The organism is Pseudomonas pudica, assembly GCF_015680405.1.
Taxonomy (GTDB): Bacteria; Pseudomonadota; Gammaproteobacteria; order Pseudomonadales; family Pseudomonadaceae; genus Aquipseudomonas; species Aquipseudomonas pudica.
Genome location: NZ_JADLJS010000015.1, coordinates 53,066 through 78,195, shown reverse-complemented (window position 1 = coordinate 78,195; position 25,130 = coordinate 53,066). Strand labels below are relative to the sequence as shown.

General features: G+C 59.9%; 26 protein-coding genes. 10 read left to right on the top strand and 16 right to left on the bottom strand.

The annotated features are described in order from the left end of the window. Positions 1-85: 85 nt before the first annotated feature. The 3 genes from IRZ77_RS13230 to IRZ77_RS13220 are packed head-to-tail and all read right to left on the bottom strand — an operon-like array spanning position 86 to position 1,881. Positions 86-1,438 carry a cation:proton antiporter gene (locus IRZ77_RS13230; protein WP_108481421.1) on the bottom strand — a complete coding sequence of 451 codons (1,353 nt, stop codon included), beginning with the start codon at positions 1,436-1,438 and terminating at the stop codon, positions 86-88. A 43-nt stretch (positions 1,439-1,481) separates the two neighbouring features. After that, a complete protein-coding gene (locus IRZ77_RS13225; protein WP_108481420.1) occupies positions 1,482-1,706 on the bottom strand; it encodes a DUF2188 domain-containing protein in 225 nt (74 codons plus the stop codon). Between the two features lie 10 nt (positions 1,707-1,716). Further along, positions 1,717-1,881, bottom strand: a complete 165-nt coding sequence (locus IRZ77_RS13220; RefSeq protein ID WP_181381649.1) for a hypothetical protein — start codon at positions 1,879-1,881, stop codon at positions 1,717-1,719. Positions 1,882-2,031: 150 nt separating this feature from the next. Between IRZ77_RS13220 and IRZ77_RS13215 the strand changes: the two genes are divergently transcribed. Further along, on the top strand, positions 2,032-2,172 hold the full coding sequence (locus IRZ77_RS13215) for a hypothetical protein (protein ID WP_181381648.1): 141 nt from the start codon (positions 2,032-2,034) through the stop codon (positions 2,170-2,172). Positions 2,173-2,259: 87 nt separating this feature from the next. On the opposite strand, the gene hutH is transcribed toward IRZ77_RS13215, so the two are convergent. From hutH to IRZ77_RS13195, 4 genes are all read right to left on the bottom strand, one after another. Then, positions 2,260-3,783 (bottom strand): histidine ammonia-lyase, encoded by a 1,524-nt coding sequence (gene hutH, locus IRZ77_RS13210; protein ID WP_108481419.1) that lies wholly within the window; start codon positions 3,781-3,783, stop codon positions 2,260-2,262. Between the two features lie 12 nt (positions 3,784-3,795). Continuing rightward, on the bottom strand, positions 3,796-4,629 hold the full coding sequence (locus tag IRZ77_RS13205; protein WP_108481418.1) for a quaternary amine ABC transporter ATP-binding protein: 834 nt from the start codon (positions 4,627-4,629) through the stop codon (positions 3,796-3,798). Beyond that, on the bottom strand, positions 4,626-5,477 hold the full coding sequence (locus tag IRZ77_RS13200) for an ABC transporter permease (RefSeq protein ID WP_015270115.1): 852 nt from the start codon (positions 5,475-5,477) through the stop codon (positions 4,626-4,628). The genes IRZ77_RS13205 and IRZ77_RS13200 overlap by 4 nt, the downstream gene beginning before the upstream one ends. Before the next feature lie 75 nt (positions 5,478-5,552). Continuing rightward, positions 5,553-6,521, bottom strand: coding sequence for an ABC transporter substrate-binding protein (locus tag IRZ77_RS13195; RefSeq protein ID WP_196173642.1), 969 nt, complete (start codon positions 6,519-6,521; stop codon positions 5,553-5,555). A 199-nt stretch (positions 6,522-6,720) separates the two neighbouring features. On the opposite strand from IRZ77_RS13195, the gene IRZ77_RS13190 reads away from it, so the two are divergent. Continuing rightward, a complete protein-coding gene (locus IRZ77_RS13190; RefSeq protein WP_046613770.1) occupies positions 6,721-7,635 on the top strand; it encodes a LysR family transcriptional regulator in 915 nt (304 codons plus the stop codon). Positions 7,636-7,656: 21 nt separating this feature from the next. Here the strand turns inward: IRZ77_RS13190 and IRZ77_RS13185 are convergent, their stop codons facing one another. The 3 genes from IRZ77_RS13185 to IRZ77_RS13175 form a co-directional block, all read right to left on the bottom strand. Then, entirely contained in the window at positions 7,657-10,209 is a 2,553-nt protein-coding gene (locus IRZ77_RS13185) for a bifunctional diguanylate cyclase/phosphodiesterase (RefSeq protein WP_196173640.1), read from the bottom strand. 420 nt (positions 10,210-10,629) lie between these two features. Next, positions 10,630-11,010 (bottom strand): helix-turn-helix domain-containing protein, encoded by a 381-nt coding sequence (locus IRZ77_RS13180; RefSeq protein WP_084296596.1) that lies wholly within the window; start codon positions 11,008-11,010, stop codon positions 10,630-10,632. A 167-nt stretch (positions 11,011-11,177) separates the two neighbouring features. Continuing rightward, positions 11,178-11,864 carry a hydrolase gene (locus IRZ77_RS13175; protein WP_084296595.1) on the bottom strand — a complete coding sequence of 229 codons (687 nt, stop codon included), beginning with the start codon at positions 11,862-11,864 and terminating at the stop codon, positions 11,178-11,180. 208 nt (positions 11,865-12,072) lie between these two features. Here IRZ77_RS13175 and IRZ77_RS13170 point away from each other — a divergent pair, with 208 nt between their 5' ends. Further along, on the top strand, positions 12,073-12,534 hold the full coding sequence (locus tag IRZ77_RS13170) for a RidA family protein (RefSeq protein ID WP_084296594.1): 462 nt from the start codon (positions 12,073-12,075) through the stop codon (positions 12,532-12,534). A gap of 19 nt (positions 12,535-12,553) precedes the next feature. Here IRZ77_RS13170 and IRZ77_RS13165 read toward each other — a convergent pair whose 3' ends face one another. Further along, positions 12,554-13,540 (bottom strand): LysR family transcriptional regulator, encoded by a 987-nt coding sequence (locus tag IRZ77_RS13165; RefSeq protein ID WP_230385682.1) that lies wholly within the window; start codon positions 13,538-13,540, stop codon positions 12,554-12,556. Positions 13,541-13,843: 303 nt separating this feature from the next. Here IRZ77_RS13165 and IRZ77_RS13160 point away from each other — a divergent pair, with 303 nt between their 5' ends. Continuing rightward, positions 13,844-14,317, top strand: a complete 474-nt coding sequence (locus IRZ77_RS13160) for an OsmC family protein (protein ID WP_085598482.1) — start codon at positions 13,844-13,846, stop codon at positions 14,315-14,317. 468 nt (positions 14,318-14,785) lie between these two features. Here the strand turns inward: IRZ77_RS13160 and IRZ77_RS13155 are convergent, their stop codons facing one another. The 3 genes from IRZ77_RS13155 to IRZ77_RS13145 all read right to left on the bottom strand — a co-directional run bounded on the left by IRZ77_RS13155 (position 14,786) and on the right by IRZ77_RS13145 (position 16,525). Further along, on the bottom strand, positions 14,786-15,235 hold the full coding sequence (locus IRZ77_RS13155) for a carboxymuconolactone decarboxylase family protein (protein ID WP_012314951.1): 450 nt from the start codon (positions 15,233-15,235) through the stop codon (positions 14,786-14,788). 111 nt (positions 15,236-15,346) lie between these two features. Next, positions 15,347-16,012: an FMN-dependent NADH-azoreductase gene (locus IRZ77_RS13150; RefSeq protein ID WP_085598480.1), complete on the bottom strand. Its 666-nt coding sequence runs from the start codon at positions 16,010-16,012 to the stop codon at positions 15,347-15,349. Positions 16,013-16,042: 30 nt separating this feature from the next. After that, complete coding sequence (locus tag IRZ77_RS13145; RefSeq protein ID WP_084296589.1) at positions 16,043-16,525, bottom strand: GNAT family N-acetyltransferase; 483 nt, start codon at positions 16,523-16,525, stop codon at positions 16,043-16,045. 90 nt (positions 16,526-16,615) lie between these two features. Here IRZ77_RS13145 and pdxR point away from each other — a divergent pair, with 90 nt between their 5' ends. Beyond that, on the top strand, positions 16,616-18,052 hold the full coding sequence (gene pdxR, locus IRZ77_RS13140) for a MocR-like pyridoxine biosynthesis transcription factor PdxR (RefSeq protein WP_084296588.1): 1,437 nt from the start codon (positions 16,616-16,618) through the stop codon (positions 18,050-18,052). Here the strand turns inward: pdxR and IRZ77_RS13135 are convergent. Next, positions 18,045-18,524, bottom strand: a complete 480-nt coding sequence (locus tag IRZ77_RS13135; RefSeq protein ID WP_012314955.1) for a carboxymuconolactone decarboxylase family protein — start codon at positions 18,522-18,524, stop codon at positions 18,045-18,047. The two genes, pdxR and IRZ77_RS13135, sit on opposite strands and share 8 nt — an antisense overlap. Before the next feature lie 406 nt (positions 18,525-18,930). Then, a complete protein-coding gene (locus IRZ77_RS13130; protein ID WP_046613774.1) occupies positions 18,931-20,331 on the bottom strand; it encodes an amino acid permease in 1,401 nt (466 codons plus the stop codon). Between the two features lie 345 nt (positions 20,332-20,676). On the opposite strand from IRZ77_RS13130, the gene IRZ77_RS13125 reads away from it, so the two are divergent. From IRZ77_RS13125 to IRZ77_RS13105, 5 genes are all read left to right on the top strand, one after another. Beyond that, positions 20,677-22,098: an aminotransferase-like domain-containing protein gene (locus IRZ77_RS13125; protein WP_108481415.1), complete on the top strand. Its 1,422-nt coding sequence runs from the start codon at positions 20,677-20,679 to the stop codon at positions 22,096-22,098. A 7-nt stretch (positions 22,099-22,105) separates the two neighbouring features. Then, positions 22,106-23,350, top strand: a complete 1,245-nt coding sequence (locus IRZ77_RS13120) for an NAD(P)/FAD-dependent oxidoreductase (RefSeq protein WP_196173638.1) — start codon at positions 22,106-22,108, stop codon at positions 23,348-23,350. Between the two features lie 17 nt (positions 23,351-23,367). Continuing rightward, positions 23,368-23,718, top strand: a complete 351-nt coding sequence (locus IRZ77_RS13115) for a RidA family protein (protein ID WP_196173636.1) — start codon at positions 23,368-23,370, stop codon at positions 23,716-23,718. Between the two features lie 222 nt (positions 23,719-23,940). Continuing rightward, on the top strand, positions 23,941-24,492 hold the full coding sequence (locus IRZ77_RS13110; RefSeq protein ID WP_196173634.1) for a GNAT family N-acetyltransferase: 552 nt from the start codon (positions 23,941-23,943) through the stop codon (positions 24,490-24,492). 106 nt (positions 24,493-24,598) lie between these two features. Then, positions 24,599-25,090, top strand: coding sequence for a GNAT family N-acetyltransferase (locus IRZ77_RS13105; RefSeq protein WP_196173632.1), 492 nt, complete (start codon positions 24,599-24,601; stop codon positions 25,088-25,090). Positions 25,091-25,130: the final 40 nt, after the last annotated feature.

Genomic DNA, 25,130 nt, shown 5'->3' with positions numbered 1-25,130 from the left:
TGAGTTCGGCCAGGGGGCTTTGCACCCTGGCCTTTTTTCTGGATTTGAACGCAGTGCCCAGCAAACGCCGTGCGTCGGCTTCAAGCTACAACGACGCAGTGAGGCGCCCCTTCCACGCTTCGTACCTGGCAAGCAGCGGTTGAACGCTCAAACCGTGCAGCAGAATGCTCAACGCCACCACCGATAGAACCAGGTTCATGCTCTGCGCGGCCGGCGTGCCAAGCAGCCCATGATTGAGGGCATAGAACAGATAGTAGAAGCTGCCGATGCCTCGAATGCCAAACCATCCCAATAGCCCACGCTGCCGGATATCCAGCATTCCTCGAGCCGGGAACAGGAGGATGCTCAAGGGACGAATCAGCAGGAAAAGCGCTGCGGCTACGATCAAGGCCCGCCAGTCCCAATGCTCGATGAGTACTACCCCGAGCATGGTCACCAGAAACACCTCCATTGCCCGTTCGATCAAGCTGCCGAAAGCCAGCATATCCCCCAACATGATGCCTGCTGCCACCTGCGAGTCGTCGAGGCCTTGCACATCACCTTTGACGGCCATCTCCGGCGCCACGTGCTGGTGACCTACCACGGGCTGTACCAGATGTTCAGCAGCGGGCTCTTCGGGGCCATTGGAGGTCTGAACCTCTGCCTGGCGTAAACCGAGGCCAGCAGCGAACACCGCTAAAAACCCATAGGCCTGAACCGACTCGGCGCTCACGTAAGCCAGCGCAATCAGGGCAAGGGCCAGGTAGTCATTGGGCGACACGGTACTGTCGTCGTTGCGCAGGCGCAAAAAGAGCGTGAGCTTGCCCAGGCCGCGCCCCATCCAGTAACCAAGCAACAGGCCTGCGGTCACTGCCCACAGCATGTCCTTGAACAACCAGTCACTGAACCATGCCTGGCCGGTATCCTGCTGAAGGAACAACCCGAGGATGACGAAGGGGAACGCCACGCCATCGTTGAGCCCTGCCTCGCCAGACAAGCTGAAACGCACCGGATCATCATCCTGGGCATCAACCACCTGCACCAGGGTGGCAAGCACGGGGTCGGTGGGTGCGAGTATCGCCCCGATCAGCACTGACATACCCCACCCCAGGTCCAGGCCGTAATGCAATACCAGCGTTACTCCGCCGATGCAGATCAACATCACCGGCCCAGCCAGGTAGAAGGCGCCCCACCACCTGCGGTCATGCAGGGGCAGGCGCAACTTCAAGCCACTGAAGAACAGCGAAAACAATACGGCGACTTCGGTGAGATGCTCCATCCAGCCGCTCGACCTGCTCACGTCCAGCTGTAGAAACCCCAACCCCGATGTGCCCAGGCCGATACCCAGGGCAAGGCACACCACGGACGAAGTCACAGGGATCCATCGCAGGTAGGAGGATGAGAGCGCGAGCAGCAGCAAGACCGCGCCCAGCATTGCGAACCAGACGGTGAAGGTCATCTGCGTACCAGCCTTGAAAGAGTTTTCGACTATTTTTGGGCTTTCAGCCTTTGCTATGGCGCGGGTCGGCAGAACGTGGGTAGGTGCGTTCCTCTTCGAGGGTGCCATCCGCCTTGTGGATCTTTACCGACGCCGTCTTGCCATCGAAGAAATCCGCAAGGGCACTGACCAACTCCTGCTTCGTCGCCGCTCGTCTGAAGGGCCGTTCAGCACCCACTTTCTTCAATTCCCAGCCATCCGATGTCGGGCTGAGGTGATAATTGTCCATCGTGTACTCCTCATGGCTGAATGGATTCGTCATCGTCCTCTATTTCTTGCTCCACCTCGGCAGCATCCGTGGCATCAGCGTCATTCAAGGGTGGCGAGGTGGGCTTTTCCGGGTCGTTGACAAAGGGTACGTCACTTGGCCCCTTCTCCTCGGAGCCTTCGGTTTCCGGCTGCATGTCAGTACCTCCGAACAAGTGGGTTGAATGCAGGGTGAAATCCCTTCGGCAGTACCCAAGAACCTCCCGACATCGATGGTTCATTCGCTATTGAGCAGTACAAGGTGGGAATAATTCCATCGGAAAGGCAGGTGGTAACGCGCTCGTTGAATGTTTGTTCTGACTACCGATACCGAACCCGACCAATGCCTGCTGTTGCCAGGGGACCTGGCGCAAAAGCAGCACTGCCAGGAGGGCAGTTACATCAGTGGCTCACGTTACGGAGTCACTGGCGGCAAACCGATCCTCTAGAGAAGTCGCTGGGAAAACATGCCGTACGGACACATCCCGTACGGCACCCGGCAGCCAAAACGCCTGCACAGCGCGCGCAAGCATCGGTCATAGCAGGTCGGGGAACGCAGCGCCAAGCACGCCTGGATCCTTCAGGATCGATGCGCTGCTGGCGATATCCGGGGCCAGCCAACGGTCCTGGGCATACGCCGGGACGCGTTCGCGCAACAACCGCCAGGCAACGCTGGTACCCGCGCCAAAGCGCTGCTCCTTGAGAAACTCGAAGGCCTGGGCCGCCAACAGGTATTCGATGGCAAGGATCTGCGTGCAGTTCTCCAGGGCGCGGTGCAGCTTCAACCCGGCATTGGTGCCCATGCTCAGATGGTCCTCCTGCAGGCCGGAGGTGACGTAATTATCGACGACTGCCGGTTGTGCCAGCTGACGGTTTTCCGCACACAGTGAAGCGGCCACGTACTGGACGATCATCATGCCCGAATTCACCCCCGGCTGGCTGACCAGGAAGGCCGGCAAGCCGCTGACCAACGGGTTGATCAAGCGATCGAGACGACGCTCGGCAATCGCCCCGATCTCGGCCACCGCGATGGCCAGCAAGTCGGCCGCCATGGCCACCGACTGGCCGTGCGGATTCGCCTGGGAAACCACCCGATACGACTCGGGCGTACCCAGCAGCATCGGGTTGTCGGTGGTGGAGTTGAGTTCGGTTTCGATCTGCCGCGCAGCGTGCTCCAACTGATCGCGAGCGGCGCCATGAACCTGCGGAATGGAGCGAATGCTCAAGGCGTCCTGGGTGCGAATGCCTTGGCTGCTGGCAATGATTTCGCTGCCATCGAGCAGGCGACGCAGGTTGCTGCCCACGCGCTGCATGCCGGGGTGCGGTTTCATAGCGATGATTTCAGGGTCGAAGGCATCGAGCTGGCCGCGCAGGGCCTCGAAGCTCATGGCGCTGATAACGTCCGCCCATTGGCTCAACCGAGTGGCGTCGTCCAGAGACAAGCAGCTCAGGCCGGTCATGCAAGGGGTACCGTTGACCAGGCACAGACCATCCTTGGCACCCAGTTTGACCGGCGCCAGGCCGACCTCGGCCAAAGCCTGCTGCGCCGGCATGATCTGGCCGCGATAGCTGACCTGGCCGACGCCCAGCAAGCTGATGCTGATATGTGCCATGTGGGTCAGGTACCCCACCGACCCCTGCTTCGGCACCTGCGGGGTGATGTGCTGGTTGAGCAAGGTCAGCAGTGCCTCGACCACCTTGCGCTGCAGGCCGGAACGGCCCTGGCAGAAATTGATGATCGCGGCGCACATGATCGCCCGGGTCTGTTCGTCCGACAGCGCCGTACCCACGCCACAGGCATGGCTGAGCAAGGTGTTGTGCGACAGCTGGCTGAGTTGTTCATCCTGCAACGAGACATTGCACAAGGCGCCAAGCCCGGTGTTCACGCCATAGGCGCGGTCACCGCTGGAAACGATGCGCTGGACAATCGCCTGGGCGTTCTCGATCCGCGCCCAGGCCGATGGGGCCAGCTCAAGCTTCGCGCCATGCCGGGCCACAGCCACCACGTCCTGCCAACGCACAGGCGCGTCGGCGATGATGATTCTTTCGGCAAACGACATACACGCGGTTCCTTAAAGCGAAGCTACGCGACGTTGCACGAAACGATCGACGTATTCGTCCGCAGGCTGATAGAGGATTTCTTTCGGCGTGCCGACCTGGACCAGGCGCCCGTCCTTGAGAATGGCGATCCGGTTGCCGATACGCACCGCCTCGTCCAGGTCATGAGTGATGAAGACGATGGTCTTGTGCAGGGTCTTTTGCAGCTCCAGCAACTGGTCCTGCATTTCGGCGCGAATCAGCGGGTCGAGCGCACTGAAGGCCTCGTCCATCAGGATGATGTCGGTGTCGGCAGCCAGGGCGCGGGCCAGGCCGACGCGCTGACGCATACCGCCCGACAATTGGTGCGGGTACGACTTTTCGTAACCCCTCAGGCCCACGGTGTTGACCCAGTGCAGGGCACGCTCTGTGCACCTGGCCTTGCTCTCGCCACGGACTTTCAGGCCGTAGGCGACGTTGTCCAGCACGGTGCGGTGCGGCAACAGGCCGAAGCTCTGGAACACCATGCTGATCTTGTGCCGGCGGAATTCGCGCAGGGCTTGCATGTCGTACTGCAAAATGTCTTCGCCATCGACCAGGATCTCGCCGCTGGTCGGGTCGATCAGGCGGTTGAAGTGGCGCACCAGGGTCGACTTGCCCGAGCCCGACAGCCCCATGATCACGAAGATCTCGCCGCTGCCGATGGACAACGAGAGATCGTTGACCCCGACCACGCAGCCGGTTTCGGCCAGGACCTGATCCTTGGCTTTTTGCTGGCGGATCAGTTTCAGGGCATCTTCGGCGCGTGCACCGAATATCTTGAAGACATTCTTGACTTCGATCTTGTTCATTGTCTGTTTGACGCTCATTTGCCCACCCCATGCCGTGGTCGGCCATAGGCCTGGGTAATGCGGTCGATCACGACCGCCAGAATCACGATGGCCAGGCCCGCTTCGAGGCCGCGGCCCACATTCAGGGTCTGGATGCCGACCAGGACGTCTTCACCCAGGCCACGGGCACCGATCATCGAGGCAATGACCACCATCGACAGGGCCATCATGGTGGTCTGGTTGATACCGGCCATGATGCTCGGCAACGCCAGTGGCAGCTGCACGCCGAACAGCTGTTGCATGCGATTGGCACCGAAAGCGTTGATCGCTTCCATGACTTCGCCATCCACCTGACGAATGCCCAGGTCGGTCAGGCGAATCAGCGGCGGCGCGGCATAGATGACGGTGGCGAAGATCGCCGGCACCTTGCCCAGGCCGAACAGCATCAGCACCGGTATCAGGTACACGAAGCTGGGCATGGTCTGCATGATGTCGAGCAGCGGCATCAACACCGCCCGCAAGCGATCGTTGCGTGCCGACAGCACCCCCAGCGGAATGCCGACCAGGACCGATATCAGCGTTGCGACCAGCATCAGCGCCAGGGTCTGCATAAGCTTGTCCCAGAGGCCGACCGCGCCGACCAGGAAGAGCAAGCCGACGATCACGGCAGTGGTCACGACTTTGCGGGTGGCGTGCCAGGCGATACCGGCGACGATGGCCAGCATCAGCCACCAGGGTACTGCGCGCAGCAGGCCTTCGAGGTTGACGATGGCCCACAGCAGGGTGTCGGAGATATGCCGGAACACGTCACCGTAGTTTGTTACAAGCGCATCGACCCAGCCATTGACCCAGTCGGCAATGGAAAACGTGAAGTTCTTGGGAAACATGGAATTCTCTCGAGCAAGTGCATGAAACGGACTGTCGCGTGGCTGGTCCGGCAGGAGCCGGACGAGCCCACACGCTCAGAGTGCCGCGTCCACCTTTTTGGCTGCGTCTTCGCTGACCCAGCTGTGCCAGACCTCGGGGTGCTCCTTGAGGAACAACCTGGCCAGTTCCGGCGACTCGATACGGTCCTTGCTCATGCGCGCCAGGTTCTGGTTCAGCAGGTCGATCGGCAGATTGACCTTTTCCAGCACCGCCACCAGTTCCGGCGCCTGCTCGTGGAAGGCCTTCGACAAGCCCACTTTGATGGTCAGGGTTTTATCCACGCCTGGCTTCTCATCCAGCTTCACCAGGTCGACCAGGCCCATCAGCGGCGTCGGTGACCAGTAGTAGAACAGGATCGGCTCGCCACGCTTGTAGCTCGACAACACCGCAGCATCCAGTGCCGGGCCGGTGCCCGGGCGGAAGTTGGTGTAGCTGTTTTCCAGGCCGTAGTGCTTGAGCATCTCGCTATTGTCCAGCTCGCATGTCCAGCCGGCCGGGCAATTGTAGAATCGCCCCTTGTCCGGCTCTTCCGGGTCTTTGAAGACCTGGGCGTATTGGCCAAGATCGGCGATGGTCTTGAGGTTTGGTGCCTTGGCTTCGAGTTTGCGTTTGGGGTCGCCTTCGATCACGTAACGCGGCACGTACCAGCCTTCGACCGCGCCAACCACCGGCGCGCCAACGCCAACGACCTTGCCGGCAGCAGCGGCCTTGTTCCAGACCTCGCTGCGCCCTACCCACTCTTCGGCAAACACCTGAATGTCGTTGCTGCTCAGGGCGTTTTCCATGGAGATGGAGTTACCCGGCAGGCTGTCGGTTTCGCAGCCGTATCCATTTTTCAGCACGAACTGCATCACGTCCGTGAGCAGCATCCCGCTTTCCCAGTTCAATCCGGCGAATTTCACCGGTTTGCCAGACTCGCACCAGCCGGCTGCCTGGCTGGCACCAGTGGCCGCCAGCAGCCCGAAAGACAGTGTCGTGGTCAGCAGAGCCTTTGTAATTCTCATTGTGACGCTCCCAAACAAGAACATGGATTGCAGTAGTTGAGGGCATCCGGCCCCAAGAGGGTCGCCAAACTGGCTGATCAGCCTTGCAATCGGCATCGGCGTGGCACCTGTGATCGGTGGCCACTGCACAGAGGAAATATTTCACAACCTCAAAAAAGGATAAAATAATATGTCCTGATGTATCACAACGGAAAAACCTATGAAGTTCACTCTGCGACAACTGCGCTACGCGCTCGCAGCGGCCAAGCACGGGAACCTGACGACTGCCGCCATGGAGCTTCATGTTTCGCAGCCCTCCATTTCGGCGGCCATCACCGAATTGGAAGAGGTGCTGGGCCAATCGATTTTCGTGCGCCAACGTGGCCTCGGCATATCGCTGACCCCGTTCGGGCGTACCGTCATGGTCCAGGCCCGCCGCGTGCTGAGCGAGGCTCGGACCTTTGCCGAGATCAATGCCAATGCCGGAGAGTGTGTCGGTGAGTTGGTGGTCGGGTGTTTTGAAGACCTGGCGCCCTATTGCCTGCCACAGATCGTGCGCCGGATGCAGGAGTCCTGCCCGAGGGTCACGGTCGATATGCGCGAAGGCAGCTTCGATTATGTTGGCAAGCGGCTGAGTGAGGGCGCGATAGAGCTGGCGATCACCTACGATCTGGGCCTGCCGCCGAACACTCAATGCACCCAGCTGTGCCAGCTGACCGCTCAGGTACTGCTGGCTGCCGATCACCCGTTGGCCAAGGAGTCGCGTGTCAGCCTCAAAGCGCTGTCCGAATACACCCTGGTAGTCACCGATCAGGTCCACAGCTGGCAGCATGTGCTGGATCTGTTCAGCTTCTACGATCTTTCGCCCGCCGCTGTGCACCGTGTGCGCACCTTCGAGATGCAGCGTAGCCTGGTCGCCAACGGGTTTGGCGTGGCGCTGATCTACACACGGCCATTTGGTGATCGCAGCTATGATGGCCAAGCGCTGGTATGCCGGCCGACCGAGGAGAAATTGCCAACGCACAGCATCGTGCTGGCGCATGATCAACGCTATCCGCTGACGCCTTCGGCTGAGGCGTTCAAGGAGCTGGCGGTGGCATGGTTCGCGGAACGTCCTTCGTTTGCATCCGAATGAACCTGCCTCCCCTGCAAGGCGTCATTGCGCTAACGATACCTGGTCTTTCATCATCCCCATCAGCGCCTCGTTTTCCAGCGGTTTGCTGAGCAGAAAGCCTTGTACTTCATGGCATTGGTCATCGCTGAGCAAGGCCAGTTGCTCGGCGGTCTCGACACCTTCGGCAGTCACCGTCATGCCCATTGCATTGCCAAGGTTGATGATGGCCTGGACCACGCTACGGTCGCTGCCGCTCTTGCCCAGGTGCTGCACGAAGCGCTTGTCGATCTTGATACTGTCGAACGGGTAGGTACGCAGGTAGCCCAGCGAGGAGTAACCGGTCCCGAAGTCGTCCATGTTCAGGCGCACGCCCAGCTCCTTCAGCGCAAGCATGGTGTGCAGTGCGCCTTCAACATCGTTGAGCATGACGTTCTCGGTAATTTCCAGCTCAAGGCGGTGGGCCGGCAACCCGGTGGCGCGCAATGCGTCGCCGACGTCGCGGACCACATCGCTGCGGCTGAACTGGGCCGGCGACATGTTGACCGAGACCATCACTGCCTGCGGCCAGCCCCGCGCCTTGATACAGGCTTCCTGCAGCACCCAGTTGCCAAGCAGCACGATCAGGTCGGACTCTTCGGCAAGCGGGATGAAATGGTCCGGGCGGAGCAGGCCCAGGCGCGGGTGTTGCCAACGCACCAGGGCCTCGGCCGATGCGATCGAGACCCCATCGACCTTGAAGCGCGGCTGAAAATGCAGCACCAGCTCGCCACGCGGTATGCCCTCGCGCAGCTCGCTTTCCAGCACACGCTTCTCCATCAATGCGGCGTTCATCTGTGCCGAAAAGAAGCGCCAGGTGTTCTTGCCCGCCTGCTTGGCGCTGTAAAGGGCCACGTCGGCGTGCCGGATCAGATCGCTTGGCGCACCGGGGTACTCGGCCGACAGCACGACACCCAGGCTTACTCCCACTTGCACGACATGCCCTTCGATTTGTATGGGGCGCCTGATCGCCTCGATCACGCGCATGCAGAATCGGTCCAGGTCCTGGTGATCGCCTGGCCGGGTCAGCACGACGATGAATTCATCGCCTCCCAGGCGGGCGACCAGATCACTGTCACGGGTAACTTGGCCGAGGCGGCTCGCTACCTCGAGCAGCACCGCGTCGCCGGCCGGATGCCCAAGGCTGTCGTTGATTGGCTTGAAGTTGTCCAGGTCGAGCATCAGCAGCGCCACCTGGGGCAGCTCAGCGCCAGGCGTCGATTGCTCGAGGAAACGGAATAGCTTGTTGCGATTCGGCAGGCCGGTCAGTGCGTCGTGCAAGGACAGGTGCTGAATCTGGGCATGGGCGGCCACTTCGTCGGTGATGTCGGTGCACGTGCCACGAAAGCCGGTACACACGCCCTCGGCCACGATCGCGCGCGAAGAAATCCTGCAGATACGCTGTTGACCCAGATGGTCCTGGTATTGGCAGCGCAGCGTGCCGGAAGAGCCTGTTGCGGCCAGGCTGTGCAGACTGGTTCGCAGGTTGCTGGTATCACACGACAGCAACTCGGTAATCGGGCGCTGTCGCCACGCTTCGACTGGGTGCCCGGTGAGCGCGGTGAACCGGTCCGAAAGGTAGGTCAGGCGAAGGAGCACATCCGTTTCCCAGATCCAGTCCGAGGCAGCTTCGGCCACCGCCTTGAAGCGCTCTTCACTCGACTGCAGGGCAGCCCTGGAAGTCATCAGCGCACGGTGGCTGCGATCGATCCTGGCGCTGGCGCGGATCGCATAGCGTGCAAACAGTGCCAGGCTCAGCGCGATAAGTAGCACTGCAATAGCCAAGGGCGCGATCACTGTCTGGATCAGTTCGGTGCCAGGCTGCGGTATATCCCATGTCAACGCGTGGCCGCTGCCTTCCAGTGGCAGAGCGCCGCGCCCTTGGCGCTGATCGGCCGAATCGCCCACGGCCAGGCCGGACAGCCCCGCGGACTGGCCCAGCGGCAAGAGCACCTGTGACGATAGAACCCGAATGAACACCAACACCGCAGTTGGTCCCGGTGGGCGGGCTGGCTGGGTCTGCGGGCGGATCAGTGCAGCGACGTACACTGCCGGCTGGCCACGAAACACCAGGTAACCTGAAGTCGCCTGTTCGTGCTGCGCTGCTTGACGAGCCTCCTGCAGGATCTTCCCGGCACTGACGGTATGCTGCTCCAGGCCCTGCGGGCTGAGCTTACCGTCCAGGATTGCGTACCGGGTACCGTCATCATCGAGCACATATACACCATCGTACCCATCGGAGGTATAGAGCGTGGCGCCGACGTTGTCCTCGTCGTATGCCCAATGTGTATCGACCTGCCCGCCCAAGTGATCGTAGGCGGCCTGCCAGTTGGCATGGGTCAGCAGGAATGTCTTGTCGTTCTTCTGCAGCTGGGCCATGGCGGATTCAGCATAGAAGCGGCTTTGCTCCACTTGTCGAGCGTCCAGCGCCCCGGCGAGGCGGTAGAGGGAGAACAGCCCCAGTAACAAGGCCAACAGCAGAATCAGGGAAAACGCCACGATCAGTTGCCCGACCACATCACTGCGGCTCGACATTTCATTGTCAGCAAAGACGTCCATTGGTTCACCATCGCGGCCTAGGGTCTCCCGGTTGACCGGGCGGCAGACCTGGAGGTCGATGGAGCTGACGATCGGTGGTTGGCGAAAGGCAACCTAGACGTAAGCCAGGTGCATATTCTGTGGGAGCGGGTTTACCCGCGAACACCGGCACAGCCGGTGCCATCCACGGCCGCGCCTGCTTCGCGGGTAAACCCGCTCCCACAGAGTACGTGCCGCGCTTATGACAACAGCTATCCTTGGCGTCCGCTTAGAGCCGTAGGCGATCGATCGCGAATGGCGGCTATCGACCCATAGCGGTCCTTCAGGAAATTGTCTCGGAGAGCCGTAGTACCTTAGTACCACATCTATGCCGGAAAGGAGAGCTAGCAAGCGAAATCTACGAAGGCAGTACACGCCGAATTTAGCGGCACACAGTTCCGGCTAAGCCACCTGTTGCCGCCATGCCTGAGGCGTTAGGCCTTCGGATTTCATAAACGCTCGGCAGAAATGTGGCTGATCGGAGAAGCCGCACTCTAGGGCGATCTCGGCGAGCATCATCGTCGATGTCTCTAGCAGTTCTTTACTCTTCCTCAGCCGCTGCTCACGCAACCACTGCTGAGGAGAGACCTGTGTGGATTCCTTGAACCTGCGCGAGAAATAGCTGCGCGACAGTCCGCATGCTTCCGCAAGTGCGGTGACCGAAATGCCGATATCCAGATGATCCAACATCAGCTGCTTGGCCGTTTTGACTTGCCATGGTTTAAGCCGCCCCGTCGACTTAATCGCGACGGAGGCTATAACGATGCCTTTAGCACTGTTCATGGAGATCAATTCGTCCTGAAAAAATCTGAAGATGAATTGATCCGGGCGGCACTATTCGGTGAAGCATCTTCTGAAGCTTCAAACACTCCGTCATGACTGATCGCCCGGATCGGTTCGTTCCGGCCCCGCTTGTTGAGCATAAAATCAACTTTGGGGCTGATCAGGTCTCAGATCGATGCGGCCTCGGGCGCCAAGGTAGGGCCGTGCTGAACACGCTCTGGCGCTTTGTGCACCATGGTGTAGGCGTAGTCGACGCCCATGCCGTAGGCACCCGAATGCTCTTTGACCAGTTCCATGACCGCATCGTAGGTGTCGCGGTTTTTCCAGTCGCGCTGCCACTCCAGCAGCACCTGTTGCCAGGTTACTGGCACTACGCCCGCCTGGATCATGCGCTGCATGGCGTAGTCGTGTGCTTCCTTGGTCGTGCCGCCGGAAGCGTCGGCAACCATGTAGATCTCGTAGCCCGCATCGTGCATGGCGGACAGTGCGAAGGTGGTGTTGCAGACCTCAGTCCACAGGCCCGAAACAATGATCTTGTTCCGACCGTTCTTTTTCAGCGCGTCGCGAACCTTCTGGTCGTCCCAGGAGTTCATGGAGGTGCGCTCCAGCAACGGCGCATCAGGGAATACCGCGAGCAGTTCGGGGTAGGTATGGCCGGAGAAACTCTCGGTTTCGACCGTGGTGAAGATGGTGGGGACATTGAAGATCTTGGCTGCTTTGGCCAGGCCCACGGTGTTGTTCTTCAACGTCTGCCGGTCAATGCTTTGTACGCCAAAAGCCATCTGCGGTTGCTGATCGATGAAGATCAGTTGGCTGTTGAGCGGGGTCAGGACTTCAGTGTGTGGATTGCTCATTGTTCTTCCCTTTTGTTGAACGGTGGCGAGAGTTTCCCCGGCGGGTTGTCGCCGAGTGCCAGCACAAGATAGCGAAACACTCAGCGAAACGGTGGCGCATTTTTGCGCTCTTGAGGGAGCAAAACTGCACCACAGGTAGCGTCCAATCCGGTGCTAGGATCTCGGCCAGTCGGATCACGTCGATCCATTTTTCGCCAAGGAGAATCCAATGGCCGCTTCACGACCTTTCAACGACGACACCGCCTACTGGGGCGTTCCATGGGAAGAGGGCTACGGCTATCCGCAGGCGCGGCGAGTCGGGAACGAGATTTTCATCTCGGGGCAGTTCAACCATGACGAAGAAGGCAACCTGGTAGCGCCGGCGCCACTGGATGCTGACGGTCGTCCGAGCGATTTTTCGTCAATGGGCGAACAGATGCGGGTTTCCTACGACAACATTGCCAAGTTGCTCGCCCTGTATGGCGCCACGATGCAGGATGTCGTTGAGGAAACGCTGTATGTGCTGGACATGGACGCTGCTTTTGCGGTCGTCGGCAAGGTGCGTAAGGCAGCTTACGGCAAGGAACGCCCGCAGGCGGCCAGCAATATCATCGGTGTATCGCGGCTCGCCCAGCGTCCCCAGCTGATTGAGATCGTGTGTCGAGCCGTCATCGGCGCCCACGCCAAATGAACGGTGCTCCCGGTTTCCGCTATGAAACCGGGATGGCCCGCTGACCTTCGACCAGCGGTTTGAGGTCGGCCACGGCAGCGGCGCAGAACGTCATGAATGCTTTCACCCGCCAGGATTTCCTGATGTCCTGGTGGGTAAGCAACCATAGCTCATCCTGAAGCTCCTGAACTACTTGGCCTGCCCGAACCAATCCTGGGGTAATGTCGCCCAGCATGCAGGGGAGGAAGCCAAAACCGAGACCTGCTGCAATAGCCGCGCTCGCAGCCGCCACGGAATCGGTGCGGTAGGAGATGAACTCAGAGGGCACCCGACATTCGACGTAGCTCGTTGCCTTCAATCCGCACAGGCCTCCCGAGTAGGATACCCACGACTGCCCCTCAGCGAAGGGGTCGGCAATCGCTGCCTGCTTGACGCTGCGATACGGCGCCCAGGCGATGTTGGCGAGCTTGCGACCCACTAGGGTATCTGCCGGTTTTTTGGTCGCACGTATCGCAATGTCCGACTCGTCCCTCGCCAAACTCAACGTCTGGTTTCCGACTAATACCTCAACGGTGATCCCCTCATTGAGGGCTTTGAAGTCCGCGATGATCGGCGTTAGAAAGTACAGCAGCAGCGAGTCGCTGGTGGTGATTCGCAGTTTCCCCAGCGGGCCTTGGCCGGCGCGAGAAACCCTGCGGGTGACACTGACGATGTCCAGTTCAACGCGCTCGGCCAGTGCACGCAGTTCGGCACCCTCGGCAGTCAGCAGATACCCCGCCTTACGATGATCGAACAGCGCGACCCCAAGCGTCTTCTCAACCTGCGCGACCCGGCGCGAGACGGTGGACACATTGATGCCGAGCTTCTTGGCCGTGGCCGCGCGGTTGCTACAGTCACTCAGCGTTTTGATGATACGCAAGTCGTCCCAGGAAAGCTGGCTTACAGCTTCTCCGGCATCCCATTTCGGTCCATTAGAATTCGATTGGGTCAGCGAGACACTTCCAGTTGAAGGCTTCACGAAAATCATTCCAGATGAGGAGGAGCAATGATACGAGAAGGGGATTAGTCTGCCCACCATTCTGGGAGTAAGTCACACTCATTCAATCCGAGACATATGCCAGCTTATTTTGAACGCAGTCAATCGCGAGCGTCCGCCTTCGACCCATAACAGACATTGATAGCTGTCCTCTTCCCGGTTCGTTGCTTGTGCACAACTTTCTCATGCACCGCTAAAAATGCAGGGCTAGTGGAAAACCATCCAGGGAGTGCACAATAACTGTGCCCAAGCGGCGCGGAGTTTTTCTGGCCATCTTTCGTCAAAGGAGTGAGCATGAAAGAACACAGTTACGCTGTCGCCGTAAATTGGATAGGCAACACGGGTGATGGTACTGCCAGCTACACGGCTTACCAAAGAGACTTCAATGTGGAAGCTCCAGGCAAAACACCTATCCTGGGCTCCGCCGACCCTGCCTTTCGCGGAAATCCCGAACGCTGGAACCCGGAAGACATGTTGCTGGCCTCTATCTCGGCCTGTCACAAGCTTTGGTATCTTCATCTGTGCGCAGTCAACAAGGTGAACGTACTGGAATACGTCGACCACCCGATGGGCCGGATGGTTGAAGCTGATGGCCAGCGCAAAGGCCATTTCAAGAGCGCAGAGTTAAGGCCTCAGGTCATGATCAGCAACGAATCGGATCTGGATCTGGCAAAACGTCTCCATGACGATGCTCACCATGAGTGTTTTATTGCCAATTCGGTCAACTTCCCCATCACATGCAGTGCTGCTGTCAAGCATCGAAACTAGATCCTTTGCGCGCACTGGCTGCGGCTCTGACCTGATCGTCCGGTACTCAATTCCCGGCCTCTGGGCGCGAATAGTATTAAGGCGAGTGTCCATTACGGGGTCGCGGTAGGGATGGCAGTTACCTGCCACCCCCGCACAGATCCGTACGCGCGGAACTACCGCATACGGCTCCTGCCTTGGGTGCGTGACGCGAAGCGATCCTCAGGATACGGGTGTGCATTCTTTGGGCTCGGTATTTAGTGATCTGTGTGCTTCTCGGGAATAGAGCGACTACGTTCGTAATCGATAGCGTTGACCCGTGGAGTGCATGTTGCCGCAGTGGGTCGAAAGCGGCCAGGCGCGAATGACCGCCTTCGACCCATAGCGGTCGTTCGGAAAGGGCAGCAATTGGCCTGAAGCAGACGGTACGCGATAGGAGCGAGGTGCCGTCTTCGAAGTATTACCTCTCCAGGCCGAGTCACTAGGTCATCAAGCCCTAGCCGCAGGTTTGAGTCGGAAGCTGACGCCCATACGGTTGAACGCATTCATTGCGGCAATCGCCGCTGTCAGGTCAACAAGATCCTTTTCTGCAAACATCGCCGATGCGGCTGCATAAGCTTCGTCGGATACCTGTGTCTCGCTTACCCTGGTGACTTCTTCCGCCCAAGCCAGTGCTGAGCGCTCCTGATCCGAGAACAAATATTGCGCTTCATGCCATACCGGCACTAACAGCACCTTGTCCACTGACATACCTGCTTTGATCAGATCGCGTGAGTGAAGATCAATGCAATGAGCGCAGCCGTTGATTTGAGACACTCTGAGAAACACGAGGTGGATCAACGAGGCTGGCAAATTTGTCGCGGTGGTCACGAAATGATGCAGGCCGCCGAGGGCCTTAGCTGCACCAGGCGAAGCTTCAAACCAATTGAGACGATTCATGATTTCTTTTCCTTTGTATGAGCGATGAAGAGCGTGGCCGCTTGTTGGCATACGGCCCAGTTGAGATGCAAACCTAAACGCTTGGAGTAGATGTCGGCCCTGAAGCGGACTTTAGACTTGATCCACTCGACGGCTATGCCTAACAAAGTACGCCTGCACATCACCGTACCCTGTTGCCCTTCCAGTATTCAGTGACTCCCCCCCCTTGGCGGTACCCTCAACGGTGAAGTAATGCACCTGAGTGAGACCGATGGTGGCAAGGACGGCGGACAGGTAGGGGCGCAGAAAGTCCGGTTGACGGGCCTGTGGGCCGCTGATATAGCCCCCGCTAGCGATTGCGACGTAAACCGGACGATCCGTCAGATTTCCGACTTTGCCTTCGGCGGTGCCCAAAAACGTTTTGCCCACGCGTACCACGTGGTCGATCCACATCTTGAGTGGGGCGGGCACGCTATAGTTGTGCATCGGCGTGGCAATCAGCAGTACGTCGCATGCCTGTAGTTGGTCGATCAACTCGTCGGAACGGCTCAACGTACCCTTCTGACCGCTTGCTATGACTACGCGCTGATTGGCCAACGCCTGGGCGTAAGGCGAATCAACTGGGGCCAAGGTGTTGAGGTCTAAATCGGTCAACTGGATACCCCTTCTACCGGCCTGACTGGCCAAGGCAAATAGGATCTGCTGGGACAGCTTCAGACTTTCCGAAGCCTCTGCATTGGGGCTGGTGACCAGGCGAAGAATGCGCAAAGGAGCAAGTGGCTGTTGGGACGATGTCATGAGGTTTGCCTCCTTGGATGTGCATGCGGGTTATGGAGTATCGAACTGTTTTTGAAAGCGCAGTGCACCCGTCAACAGGCCTTCACGGAAGTAGAAACGTTGCGCGCGGGCGTTGGACAAACCCGTGTCGAGCACCAGGCGTGCACAACCGCTGGCGCGGGCCAGTCGCTCCAAGGCTTGCAATAAGCGCGACCCCCACTGACCTCCCCGCTGAGCCTCGGCGGTTACAAGGTCATCGACATACAGGAATGCGCCGTAGACCAGGTTTTCCTGTAAGCGGTAACCAGCCAGTGCCACAAGAACGCCTGAGTCATAAGCGCCAATCAGGCGATAGCCTTCAACACGCATACGCTCGATCCGGCTGACGAAGTCGGCTTCGCTCGTCAGATGAGGGCGCAATTGCTGCATTACCGGGAATGCGCTGCACAGGTCATGGGTACTGTCCAGGGGACGCAGGGCCGTGTCGGCCAGGTCGAGCACGCTGGGTATGAAGTTGTGCAAAGGGAATGTCATGGGAGGCGCCCTCATGAGTAGGTGATGGCGCTATATTGGACTACCATTGACCCACTTGATTGAGCCAAGAAATGGGATATGAACTAGGCCATGATGACCTCCACCAAGCCGCCTTTTGCTCCCTTGGAAGAGCAGTCCGCCTTGCCCCTGTATCGTCAACTGTACGACCGCGTGCTGGCCGCCGTTGCCGCTGGCACGTTGTCCCCCGGTGACCGCTTGCCGTCGGCGCGCGCCATGGCTAAGGAGCTGGGGGTGGCCCGTGGCACCGTCGAACTGGCCTATTCGCTGCTGGCCAGCGAGGGGTACCTCCTGGCGCTCGGGCAGAAAGGCACCGTAATCAATCCTGAACTGCAGAAGCCCGTGTCGGCGGCCACCGCCTTACCAGTCAGCAGCCAAGTGATCGAAGACGCACCTGATTCGCTCTGGCGTCCACCGCAGCTGTTGCCGTTCCAGATGGGGGTACCGGCGCTGGATGCATTTCCGCGCAAGATATGGGCGCGTCTCGGTGCTCGGTACCTACGCGGGATGCGTCTGGGAGATCTGGACTATCCGGCACCCCACGGCCTGGCAGCGTTGCGCAGCGCCATTGCCTCGTATGTGCAGGTGTCCCGAGGTATCGATTGCGGTGCCCATCAAGTGTTTATCACCAGCGGTTGGCGCAATAGCCTGTCGTTAGTCGCACATACCTTGTTGCAGCCAGGCGAGTGCGCCTGGGTGGAAGACCCGGGCTATCCTACTACGCGCCAGGTGCTTCGCCAGTTCGGCCTGGAGCTGGAAGCGGTGCCGGTTGATGCCGAAGGCATGAACGTAGAACACGCCATCGCGGGTTCTCGGGCTGCTCAGGTCGTCATGGTGACACCAGGGCATCAGAGCCCGCTGTCGATGGCACTGTCGCTGCCACGCCGACAACTGCTACTCGATTGGGCTGCCCGCACCGGTGGCTGGATTGTCGAGGACGATTACGACGGCGAGTACCGCTACGTCAGCCGTCCACTTCCAGCGCTGGCCAGCTTGGATCGCCATGGGCGCGTGCTGTATGCCGGCACCTTCAGCAAGGTGCTGTTTCCCGGTATTCGTCTGGCTTATCTGGTGGTGCCACAGGCGCAGGTGGCAGCGTTCGAGCGCGTCGGCCGGGCCTTGTTTGCTGCCGGGTCACCGTCAATTACCCAGGCTTTGGTGGCGGAGTTCGTTGCCGAGGGACACTTCGCTCGGCATATCCAACGCATGCGCCGCCTCTACAACGAGCGACGGGCATTGACCATCGAAGCACTGGAGCGGAGTTTACCGAAGGGTATGCAGGTGGAACGCTCGCCAGGCGGCATGCACCTGGTACTGCGTTTGCCGGAGGACGTAAGTGACACCGCCCTGGCCGAGCAGGTGCTGGCAAGGGGCATGTCGATACAAGCATTGTCGCGCTGGGCTGCCTCATCGCAGCGTCAGTCAGGTCTGCTCCTGAGTTTTACCAACTGCGCCACGACTGCTCCAGGCGAGCAGCTTGGCGCGTTGATCAGCAAGTTACTCAGTTGAGGTTGGCCTTGTTCAGGCCGAACAGTTCATCGGACGAGCCCGGGATCGCCTGGAAAGCCACATTGAGGCGATTCCAGCCATTGATGGCGACGATCAGGAACGACAAATCCGACAGCTCCTGCTCGGAAAACTGCTCACGCGCACTCGCATACAGGCTGTTGGAGATACCATGAGGCGGCAGTTGGGTCAGGGCTTCAGTCCACTCCAGCGCCGCCCGCTCTGCTGGCGAAAACAGCTGTGACTCACGCCAGACGGCCACGTGGTGAAGACGCAGCTCGCGCTCGCCATGGATCTTGGCCTCTTTCACATGCATATCCACGCAGAACGAACAGCCGTTGAGCTGCGAAGCGCGCAACATGATCAGGTGGGCGAGATCGGCCAGTAGCGGCTTCTTGCTCAGTTGCAGGGTGAGCTCCACCAGTTTGTTGGACGCTTGGGGAGACAGTTTGAAGTAATCAAGGCGGTTGTTCATGGGTAGTTGCTCGTAGTGGGTGGATGGTTGATGGAGCCCACTGTAGCAACGCTTGGAATAGCCCCACAGGGCCAAGATAGTAGCTTCGAACTAGGCCATATCTGTATCGAAGTGCGCCATGATCACCTATCGAGCGATAGGGTCGAAGGGGCGCAATAGGCCGTTTATTGGCCTCCGCGAATGGCCGCAATGGGTCGTTAGCTGCCGGTCGGGGATGACCGCTGTCGACCAATGCGGACACTGATCCAAAGCTCTGTAGTCAGTGCAGGCCCATCGCCGGCAAGCCAGCTCCCACAGGAATATCAACAATCTCCAGGCATGCGATGTATTTGTGGAAACCGCGCTTGCCAATGACGCTTCATGACAAAACCCCGCCAGTTGGCGGGGTTTCGATCCGACGGTGCGATTATGCAACGCGCGTATCACGCGGCCCGGCGTGCAACCGGCGCTTGCGCACCAACAGATGCGCCGCCGAAACCACCGCCAGGCTGACCAGGCTGGCAAGCAATTGCGTGCGCAGCCCTTCCTGGAACGCCATGGCCACCAGCACCCCGACGATGGCGGCGATAACCGCGTAGGACAGACCGGGGAACAGCCACATGCGCAGCGTCAGGCGCTGTGGCGCTTCGCGCTCCAGTTGACGGCGCAGCCGCACTTGAGCGACCGCGATGGCCAGGTAGACAAACAACATGATGGCGCCCGAGGCGTTCACCAGGAAAAGGAAAACACCTTGCGGTGACGCGATCGCTGCGGCGATGGCAATGTAGCCAATCACACTGCTCAGCAATACCGCCAAGCGCGGTACCCGGTGCCCGGTCAGTTGCGACAATGCGGCCGGCGCATCGCCACGCTCGCTGAGGCCGAACAGAATGCGCGAAGACACATACAACCCGGAGTTCAGCGCCGACAGCACGGCAACCAGAACCACGGCCTCCATGATCAGCGTCGCACCTGGTACATGCATGACTTCCATGGCGGTGACGAAAGGTGAATGCCCTGCCTCGATACTGCCCCAGGGCACGATACAGACGATCAGCAGAATAGAGACGACGTAGAACGTGATCACCCGAAAGATCACCGAGCGGGTCATCGCTGCGACACTCTTGGAAGGGTCATCCGATTCGGCTGCAGCGATGGTAGCGATTTCTGCGCCGCCCACCGCGAAGATCACTGTTGGCACGCCGGCGAGCACGGCGCTGATGCCGTAAGGCATGAAGCCGCGGTCGTTGACCAGGTTGTCCAGCAAGGCGCCGGTGCTAGGCGCCCACCCGAACAGATAGGCACAACCCAGGCCAATAAACACGATGATGGCGAACACCTTGAGTGATGCGAACCAGTACTCGAACTCGCCATAGGACTTCACCGACAGACAATTGATGGCGGTCATGATTGCCAGCAGGCTCAGGCCGATGGCCCAGGCGGGCAGCGGAATCCATTGCTTCAATATGTCGGCTCCAACCACCGCCTCCACCGCCACGACAATGACCCAGAAGTACCAGTACAACCAGCCACTGGTGAAACCGACCCAATTGCCCAGCCCCAGTCGCGCGTACTCGGTAAACGATCCAACGCCCGGTATCGCCACCGCCATTTCACCGAGCATGCGCATGACCAGCATCACCACGATGCCGGCGGCAAGATAACTGAGAAACGCTGCGGGGCCGATCGCGCCAATGGTTGCACTGCTGCCAACGAACAGGCCGGCACCAATGATGCCGCCCAGCGAAATCATGGTGATGTGCCGCTGGCGCAAGGCCCCACTCAGCCGGCGTTCACGCGGTTCATCCAGCTTCAGCGAATTGCTCATGGGTGCACCTCCTGATCCTGCGTGTTGCCGTACAAGCTAGCCTCGCCGAACGAGACATCGGGTGATGAAATGTGATGCGACGCCGGATATTCTGGGCGCCTGCCGTGGCCCCCTGGAGCCGGAAGCAATGCAAGCGGGCTGCGCGCCAGGCTGTGGAACGGCTGATCTGTCATGGCGAATTCCTACCGTAGGGGTTCGTATTATTGTAATGCATGACAAGCAGTACAATTCGAAGCTATCAACCCATATATGTCTTGTCAATATCGTTTGTCATGGGTAAGAATACAGGACAAGCCCAGCTGTTATCCTGCTACGCGCAGGATAAGCACAAGGAAAAATCAGGCCATGAGCCCATTCAAAGAGCTACTTGCTGCCCTAAAGACGGATACCCTGCTGCAGCGCGACAGCGCCGAAACACTCTACGCGCAACTGGCCTCCTCCCTTGCCGAAGCCATTCGCAGTGGCGCCCTGCGTCCGGGCGAACGGCTTCCACCCCATCGCGAGCTGGCCGGCGAACTGGGCATCAACATCACCACCGTGACCCGCGCCATGGCCGTGCTGCAGGAGCAAGGCCTGGTCGAGAGTCGCCCAGGCCGGGGCACCCAGGTCGCGGTGCCGCGCCAGGTACAGGTGCAGTTCCAGTCGGCGCCAAGCGATGCCCCCGGCATGATCGACCTCAGCGTCAACCGCCCCGCTACCGATGCCTACACCCAGGCTCTGGCCACCCTCCTGCCGCGTCTGGCCAGCGACCCGCGCTTTACCGGGATGAAGGAGTATCACCCATCCGAAGGCATGCCCTGGGCGCGGGAAGCCGCGGCGACCTGGTTGCGTTCACTGGATGTACCCGCTCAAGCCAGCAATGTGGTGATCACCGAGGGGGCCCAGCACGGCATCGCCTGCATCCTGCGCGCCATGACAGTGGCAGGTGACACCGTGTTGGCCGACAGCATTACCTATCAGGGCATCAACGCCCTGTGCCGGTCATTGGGGCTGAACCTGGTTGGCGTAGAGGGGGATGAGCGGGGCATGAACCCTCAAGCCCTGGGCGAGGCTATCGCGACCTACGCGCCACGGGTGCTGTTCCTCGTGCCGTCGATCCACAACCCGACCGCCATCACCCTCGACGCGCAACGTCGCGCGGACCTTCTTGAAGTACTTGCACCACACGACGACCTCTGGCTGATCGAGGACGATGTCTATCGCCCGTTGCTCGAGCACAGGGACGAGACATTCATGTTGCGCCGCCCTGCGCGAACGTTCTATGTCACCGCCCTCTCCAAATGCATCGCACCGGGCCTGCGCATCGGCTTCGTCGTCGCGCCGCCCGAACAGCTGCAGAACATCGCCACCACCTTGCGCATCGACTGCTGGAGCATTTCGCCGCTTAACGCGCTGATCGCGACACGCTTGATCGAGGATCGCGTCAGCGAGGCACTGATTGCCCATCAGCGCGAGGAGTTGCGCGAACGCCAGGCCTTGCTCGCAGAGCACCTCAAGGGCCTGCATTACCAGGCCAGCGATGTTGGCACACATGCCTGGCTGCAGCTGCCTGAACCTTGGAGCGCGTCACGTTTCGCCCGCCTTTGCCGGGAGCATGGCGTCGGGCTACTGCCCGGCGGGGCGTTCAGCTTGCGCCATGACCAGTCGCCCAATGCGGTGCGCATCAACCTTTCCGCGGCCAAGTCTCGCGCGCAGCTCGTCCAGGCCCTGGATGTCATTGCCCGTTTCGCGCAGCAAGGCCATTTGCATATGTTCGACAGGGTCTGAAGCCTAGATGAAGATGCCAGAGCGTTGTGAAGTCGCTGTAATCGGTGCCGGTGCGGTCGGCGTTGCCACTGCCTTGTGGCTGCGCCGCCAGGGTTACCATGTGGTGTTGCTGGAGCGCGATGCGGTCGCTGCAGGTGCCTCCTATGGCAATGCGGGCACATTTGCGCCCTATGGCTGCATGCCTATCGCACAACCTGGCCTGCTGCGCGACATACCACGCCTGCTCTTCTCGGCGGACTCGCCGTTTGTGGTGCGGTGGTCTCGCTTGCCGCGTTTGATGCCCTGGCTTGCCCGCTTCCTGAATCAGTGCCGGCCTCATCATTTCCAGCGCAACGCGACGGCCCTTGCACAATTGCTGCAACACACCTACGAGGGGTATGCACCACTGCTGGATGAGGCGCCTGTAGCCGCAAAGCACTTGCGCCATAAAGGCTGCATCTATGCCTACTCCAGCCTGGACAGCCTGCGTGGCGCCGAAGGCGGTTATGCGCTGCGTGACCGCTTCGGCATCCCTCAACAGCGCTTGAGTCGCGACGAACTCGAAGCACTTGAGCCCGCACTTGCCGGCAAGACGGTAGGCGGCATCCTCTTCCCCAAATCTTCCCATCTGGATGATCCAAAGCGCTTCTTCGAGGACTTGGCAGCGCCACTGCTGCTCGATGGCACCCTGTGTTTCAGCACCGTGCAGCGCCTTGTTCGACGCAGCAATGCACTGCAACTGGACTGCGCCGATGGCCACAGCCTGCTCGCCGAACGCGTGGTGCTGTGCGGCGGAGCCTGGTCTGCCGCCCTCGCGCAGCAACTGGGCGATCGCATCCCGCTGGATACCGAGCGTGGCTACCATATCGAGTTCGACCTGGAGGATACCTTGCTCGAACGCCCCTGCTGCCCGGTCGAAAGCGCCTTCTACATGACCCCCATGGCGGGTCGCCTGCGCGTGGCCGGCACCGTGGAGCTGGGTTCGATCAATGACCCAGCCAACCCCAGGCGCTACGAGTACCTGGAGCAACGGGTACGGCGCGTGCTTGGCCTTCGCCAGCCAGTGGCGAGGCGCTGGCTGGGCTTTCGCCCGTCGCTGCCGGACTCGCTACCGGTCATTGGCGTCTCGCCGAACGAACCGCGCCTGATTCACGCCTTTGGTCATCAGCACCTTGGCTTGACACTGGCGGGAGTAACAGGGCAACTGGTAAGCCAACTCATCGAAGGAACAGCACCTGCATGGCTAGACGCGTTTTCCTCACGCCGTTTCTGACCCAAGGAGATTGACCCATGACCATTCAACGCAAACAGATCGACCCGCGCATGAGCCAGATCGTGATCCACCGCGACACCGTCTATCTTGCTGGCCAGGTCGGCGAGACCGGCCAGACGGTGGCGGAACAGACCCGAGAAGCCCTGGCGCGGGTCGATGCACTGCTCGATGAGGCCGGCACCACTCGCCAGCACCTGCTTCAGGCCATTATCTGGTTGGCCGACATGACAGACTTTGACGAGATGAATAACGTATGGGATGCTTGGGTACCCAGCGGCCATGCACCGGCGCGAGCCTGCGGCGAGGCGAAGCTGGCAGATCCGCAGCTGCTGGTGGAAGTGATCATTACCGCTGCCATTCCCCAGTAGTGTCACGTGGCGCCGGGCTTGTGACGAGCCCGGATGGCCACCGAAAGGCTCAAATTTCGGAAAAGCTCTGTTGCCAGTGCAGGCCTCATCGCCGGCAAGCCAGCGCCCACAGGAATATGACCAGCCTTCAGGCATGCGCTGTACCTGTGGGAGCCGCGCTTGCCGGCGATGGGTCGATAGCAGATTGAAAGCCCTCCGCAAGGATGCCCAGGAACGAATGCCATGGATCGCCTTCCGACACTGCTCACCGATCGCCTTGTCCTCACGCCACTCCAGTTGAAGGATGCCCCCTTCATTCAGAAGTTGTTTCCGCAATGGGAGGTAGTGCGCTACCTGGATCGTCGTGTTCCATGGCCATATCCAGAAGATGGTGCGCTGGTTTATGTACGCGATGTCGCCCTGCCAGCCATGGCAGCGTGTCGTGAATGGCATTGGATGATCCGCAGGCGCGATGATGCCGAGTGCGTCCTTGGCAGCATCAGTTTGTTTGAGCAGCCGGGTAACAACAAAGGCTTCTGGCTTGCACCGCAGTGGTGGGGAAAAGGCTATATGCGCGAAGCATGCCGGGTCATCAACGCGTATTGGTTCGAGACATTGTCACGGCCGGTCATGCAGGTTCCCAAAGCGGTTGCCAACCACACTTCACGCAGGGTCTCGGAGCATGAGGGTATGCGTATGGTCGGCGTACGAGAAGGTGATTTTGTCTGCGGGCCGATGTGCGTCGAAATATGGGAGATCACACGAGCTGAATGGTTTGCCAAGGTCGATCGTTAGCCATTGGTTTTTTGGCCCGGCGGGCGTTGAACCAAGCCATTGCAAACAGGCCTGAAGGTGCCATAGGCTGCCTTCTCATGAATCGGCCACCGACACTGGATAAACGATGAGCGAACTACAAGGATGCGGAGAGTTTTCAGGCTTGGCCTGCCGCCCGGTCGGGCCCGCTGACGCAGAAATGATCTGCTCGCATCGCCAGGAGATGTTTCTTGAGGCAGGTGGCGATCCTGAAAAACTGCAAGTCATGGCTCAGCACTTTCGGCCATGGTTGGAGGAGCGGCTTGCTGACGGTCGGTACTACGGTTTCAAGCTCCTGGATGGCGACCAAGCGGTCGCAGCCATTGGCCTGATGAGTATTGATTGGCCTCCCCATCCATCGCACCCGACCCTGGACAAGCGTGGGTACGTGCTGAATGTGTTCGTCCAGCCGGCCTACCGCCGCCGTGGCCTGGCTTCAGCCTTGATGCAGGCAGCCGACGCCGAGTTCGCCCGCCGAGGCATCACCTTCGCTGTCCTGCACGCCACCGAGACGGGTAAACCTGTCTACGAGCAAACCGGTTGGATTGGAACCTCGGAAATGGCCAAATCCATTAGTTGATAGTGACCGCTTTCGCCTGAAAGCGGACATTGAAAAGAAG

Excerpts from the sequence above, each read along its gene's own strand:
- IRZ77_RS13230 (WP_108481421.1), bottom strand. The coding sequence starts at position 1,438 with ATGACCTTCACCGTCTGGTTCGCAATGCTGGGCGCGGTCTTGCTGCTG.
- IRZ77_RS13225 (WP_108481420.1), bottom strand. The coding sequence starts at position 1,706 with ATGGACAATTATCACCTCAGCCCGACATCGGATGGCTGGGAATTGAAG.
- IRZ77_RS13220 (WP_181381649.1), bottom strand. The coding sequence starts at position 1,881 with ATGCAGCCGGAAACCGAAGGCTCCGAGGAGAAGGGGCCAAGTGACGTA.
- IRZ77_RS13215 (WP_181381648.1), top strand. The coding sequence starts at position 2,032 with ATGTTTGTTCTGACTACCGATACCGAACCCGACCAATGCCTGCTGTTG.
- hutH (WP_108481419.1), bottom strand. The coding sequence starts at position 3,783 with ATGTCGTTTGCCGAAAGAATCATCATCGCCGACGCGCCTGTGCGTTGG.
- IRZ77_RS13205 (WP_108481418.1), bottom strand. The coding sequence starts at position 4,629 with ATGAGCGTCAAACAGACAATGAACAAGATCGAAGTCAAGAATGTCTTC.
- IRZ77_RS13200 (WP_015270115.1), bottom strand. The coding sequence starts at position 5,477 with ATGTTTCCCAAGAACTTCACGTTTTCCATTGCCGACTGGGTCAATGGC.
- IRZ77_RS13195 (WP_196173642.1), bottom strand. The coding sequence starts at position 6,521 with ATGAGAATTACAAAGGCTCTGCTGACCACGACACTGTCTTTCGGGCTG.
- IRZ77_RS13190 (WP_046613770.1), top strand. The coding sequence starts at position 6,721 with ATGAAGTTCACTCTGCGACAACTGCGCTACGCGCTCGCAGCGGCCAAG.
- IRZ77_RS13185 (WP_196173640.1), bottom strand. The coding sequence starts at position 10,209 with ATGGACGTCTTTGCTGACAATGAAATGTCGAGCCGCAGTGATGTGGTC.
- IRZ77_RS13180 (WP_084296596.1), bottom strand. The coding sequence starts at position 11,010 with ATGAACAGTGCTAAAGGCATCGTTATAGCCTCCGTCGCGATTAAGTCG.
- IRZ77_RS13175 (WP_084296595.1), bottom strand. The coding sequence starts at position 11,864 with ATGAGCAATCCACACACTGAAGTCCTGACCCCGCTCAACAGCCAACTG.
- IRZ77_RS13170 (WP_084296594.1), top strand. The coding sequence starts at position 12,073 with ATGGCCGCTTCACGACCTTTCAACGACGACACCGCCTACTGGGGCGTT.
- IRZ77_RS13165 (WP_230385682.1), bottom strand. The coding sequence starts at position 13,540 with ATGATTTTCGTGAAGCCTTCAACTGGAAGTGTCTCGCTGACCCAATCG.
- IRZ77_RS13160 (WP_085598482.1), top strand. The coding sequence starts at position 13,844 with ATGAAAGAACACAGTTACGCTGTCGCCGTAAATTGGATAGGCAACACG.
- IRZ77_RS13155 (WP_012314951.1), bottom strand. The coding sequence starts at position 15,235 with ATGAATCGTCTCAATTGGTTTGAAGCTTCGCCTGGTGCAGCTAAGGCC.
- IRZ77_RS13150 (WP_085598480.1), bottom strand. The coding sequence starts at position 16,012 with ATGACATCGTCCCAACAGCCACTTGCTCCTTTGCGCATTCTTCGCCTG.
- IRZ77_RS13145 (WP_084296589.1), bottom strand. The coding sequence starts at position 16,525 with ATGACATTCCCTTTGCACAACTTCATACCCAGCGTGCTCGACCTGGCC.
- pdxR (WP_084296588.1), top strand. The coding sequence starts at position 16,616 with ATGATGACCTCCACCAAGCCGCCTTTTGCTCCCTTGGAAGAGCAGTCC.
- IRZ77_RS13135 (WP_012314955.1), bottom strand. The coding sequence starts at position 18,524 with ATGAACAACCGCCTTGATTACTTCAAACTGTCTCCCCAAGCGTCCAAC.
- IRZ77_RS13130 (WP_046613774.1), bottom strand. The coding sequence starts at position 20,331 with ATGAGCAATTCGCTGAAGCTGGATGAACCGCGTGAACGCCGGCTGAGT.
- IRZ77_RS13125 (WP_108481415.1), top strand. The coding sequence starts at position 20,677 with ATGAGCCCATTCAAAGAGCTACTTGCTGCCCTAAAGACGGATACCCTG.
- IRZ77_RS13120 (WP_196173638.1), top strand. The coding sequence starts at position 22,106 with ATGAAGATGCCAGAGCGTTGTGAAGTCGCTGTAATCGGTGCCGGTGCG.
- IRZ77_RS13115 (WP_196173636.1), top strand. The coding sequence starts at position 23,368 with ATGACCATTCAACGCAAACAGATCGACCCGCGCATGAGCCAGATCGTG.
- IRZ77_RS13110 (WP_196173634.1), top strand. The coding sequence starts at position 23,941 with ATGGATCGCCTTCCGACACTGCTCACCGATCGCCTTGTCCTCACGCCA.
- IRZ77_RS13105 (WP_196173632.1), top strand. The coding sequence starts at position 24,599 with ATGAGCGAACTACAAGGATGCGGAGAGTTTTCAGGCTTGGCCTGCCGC.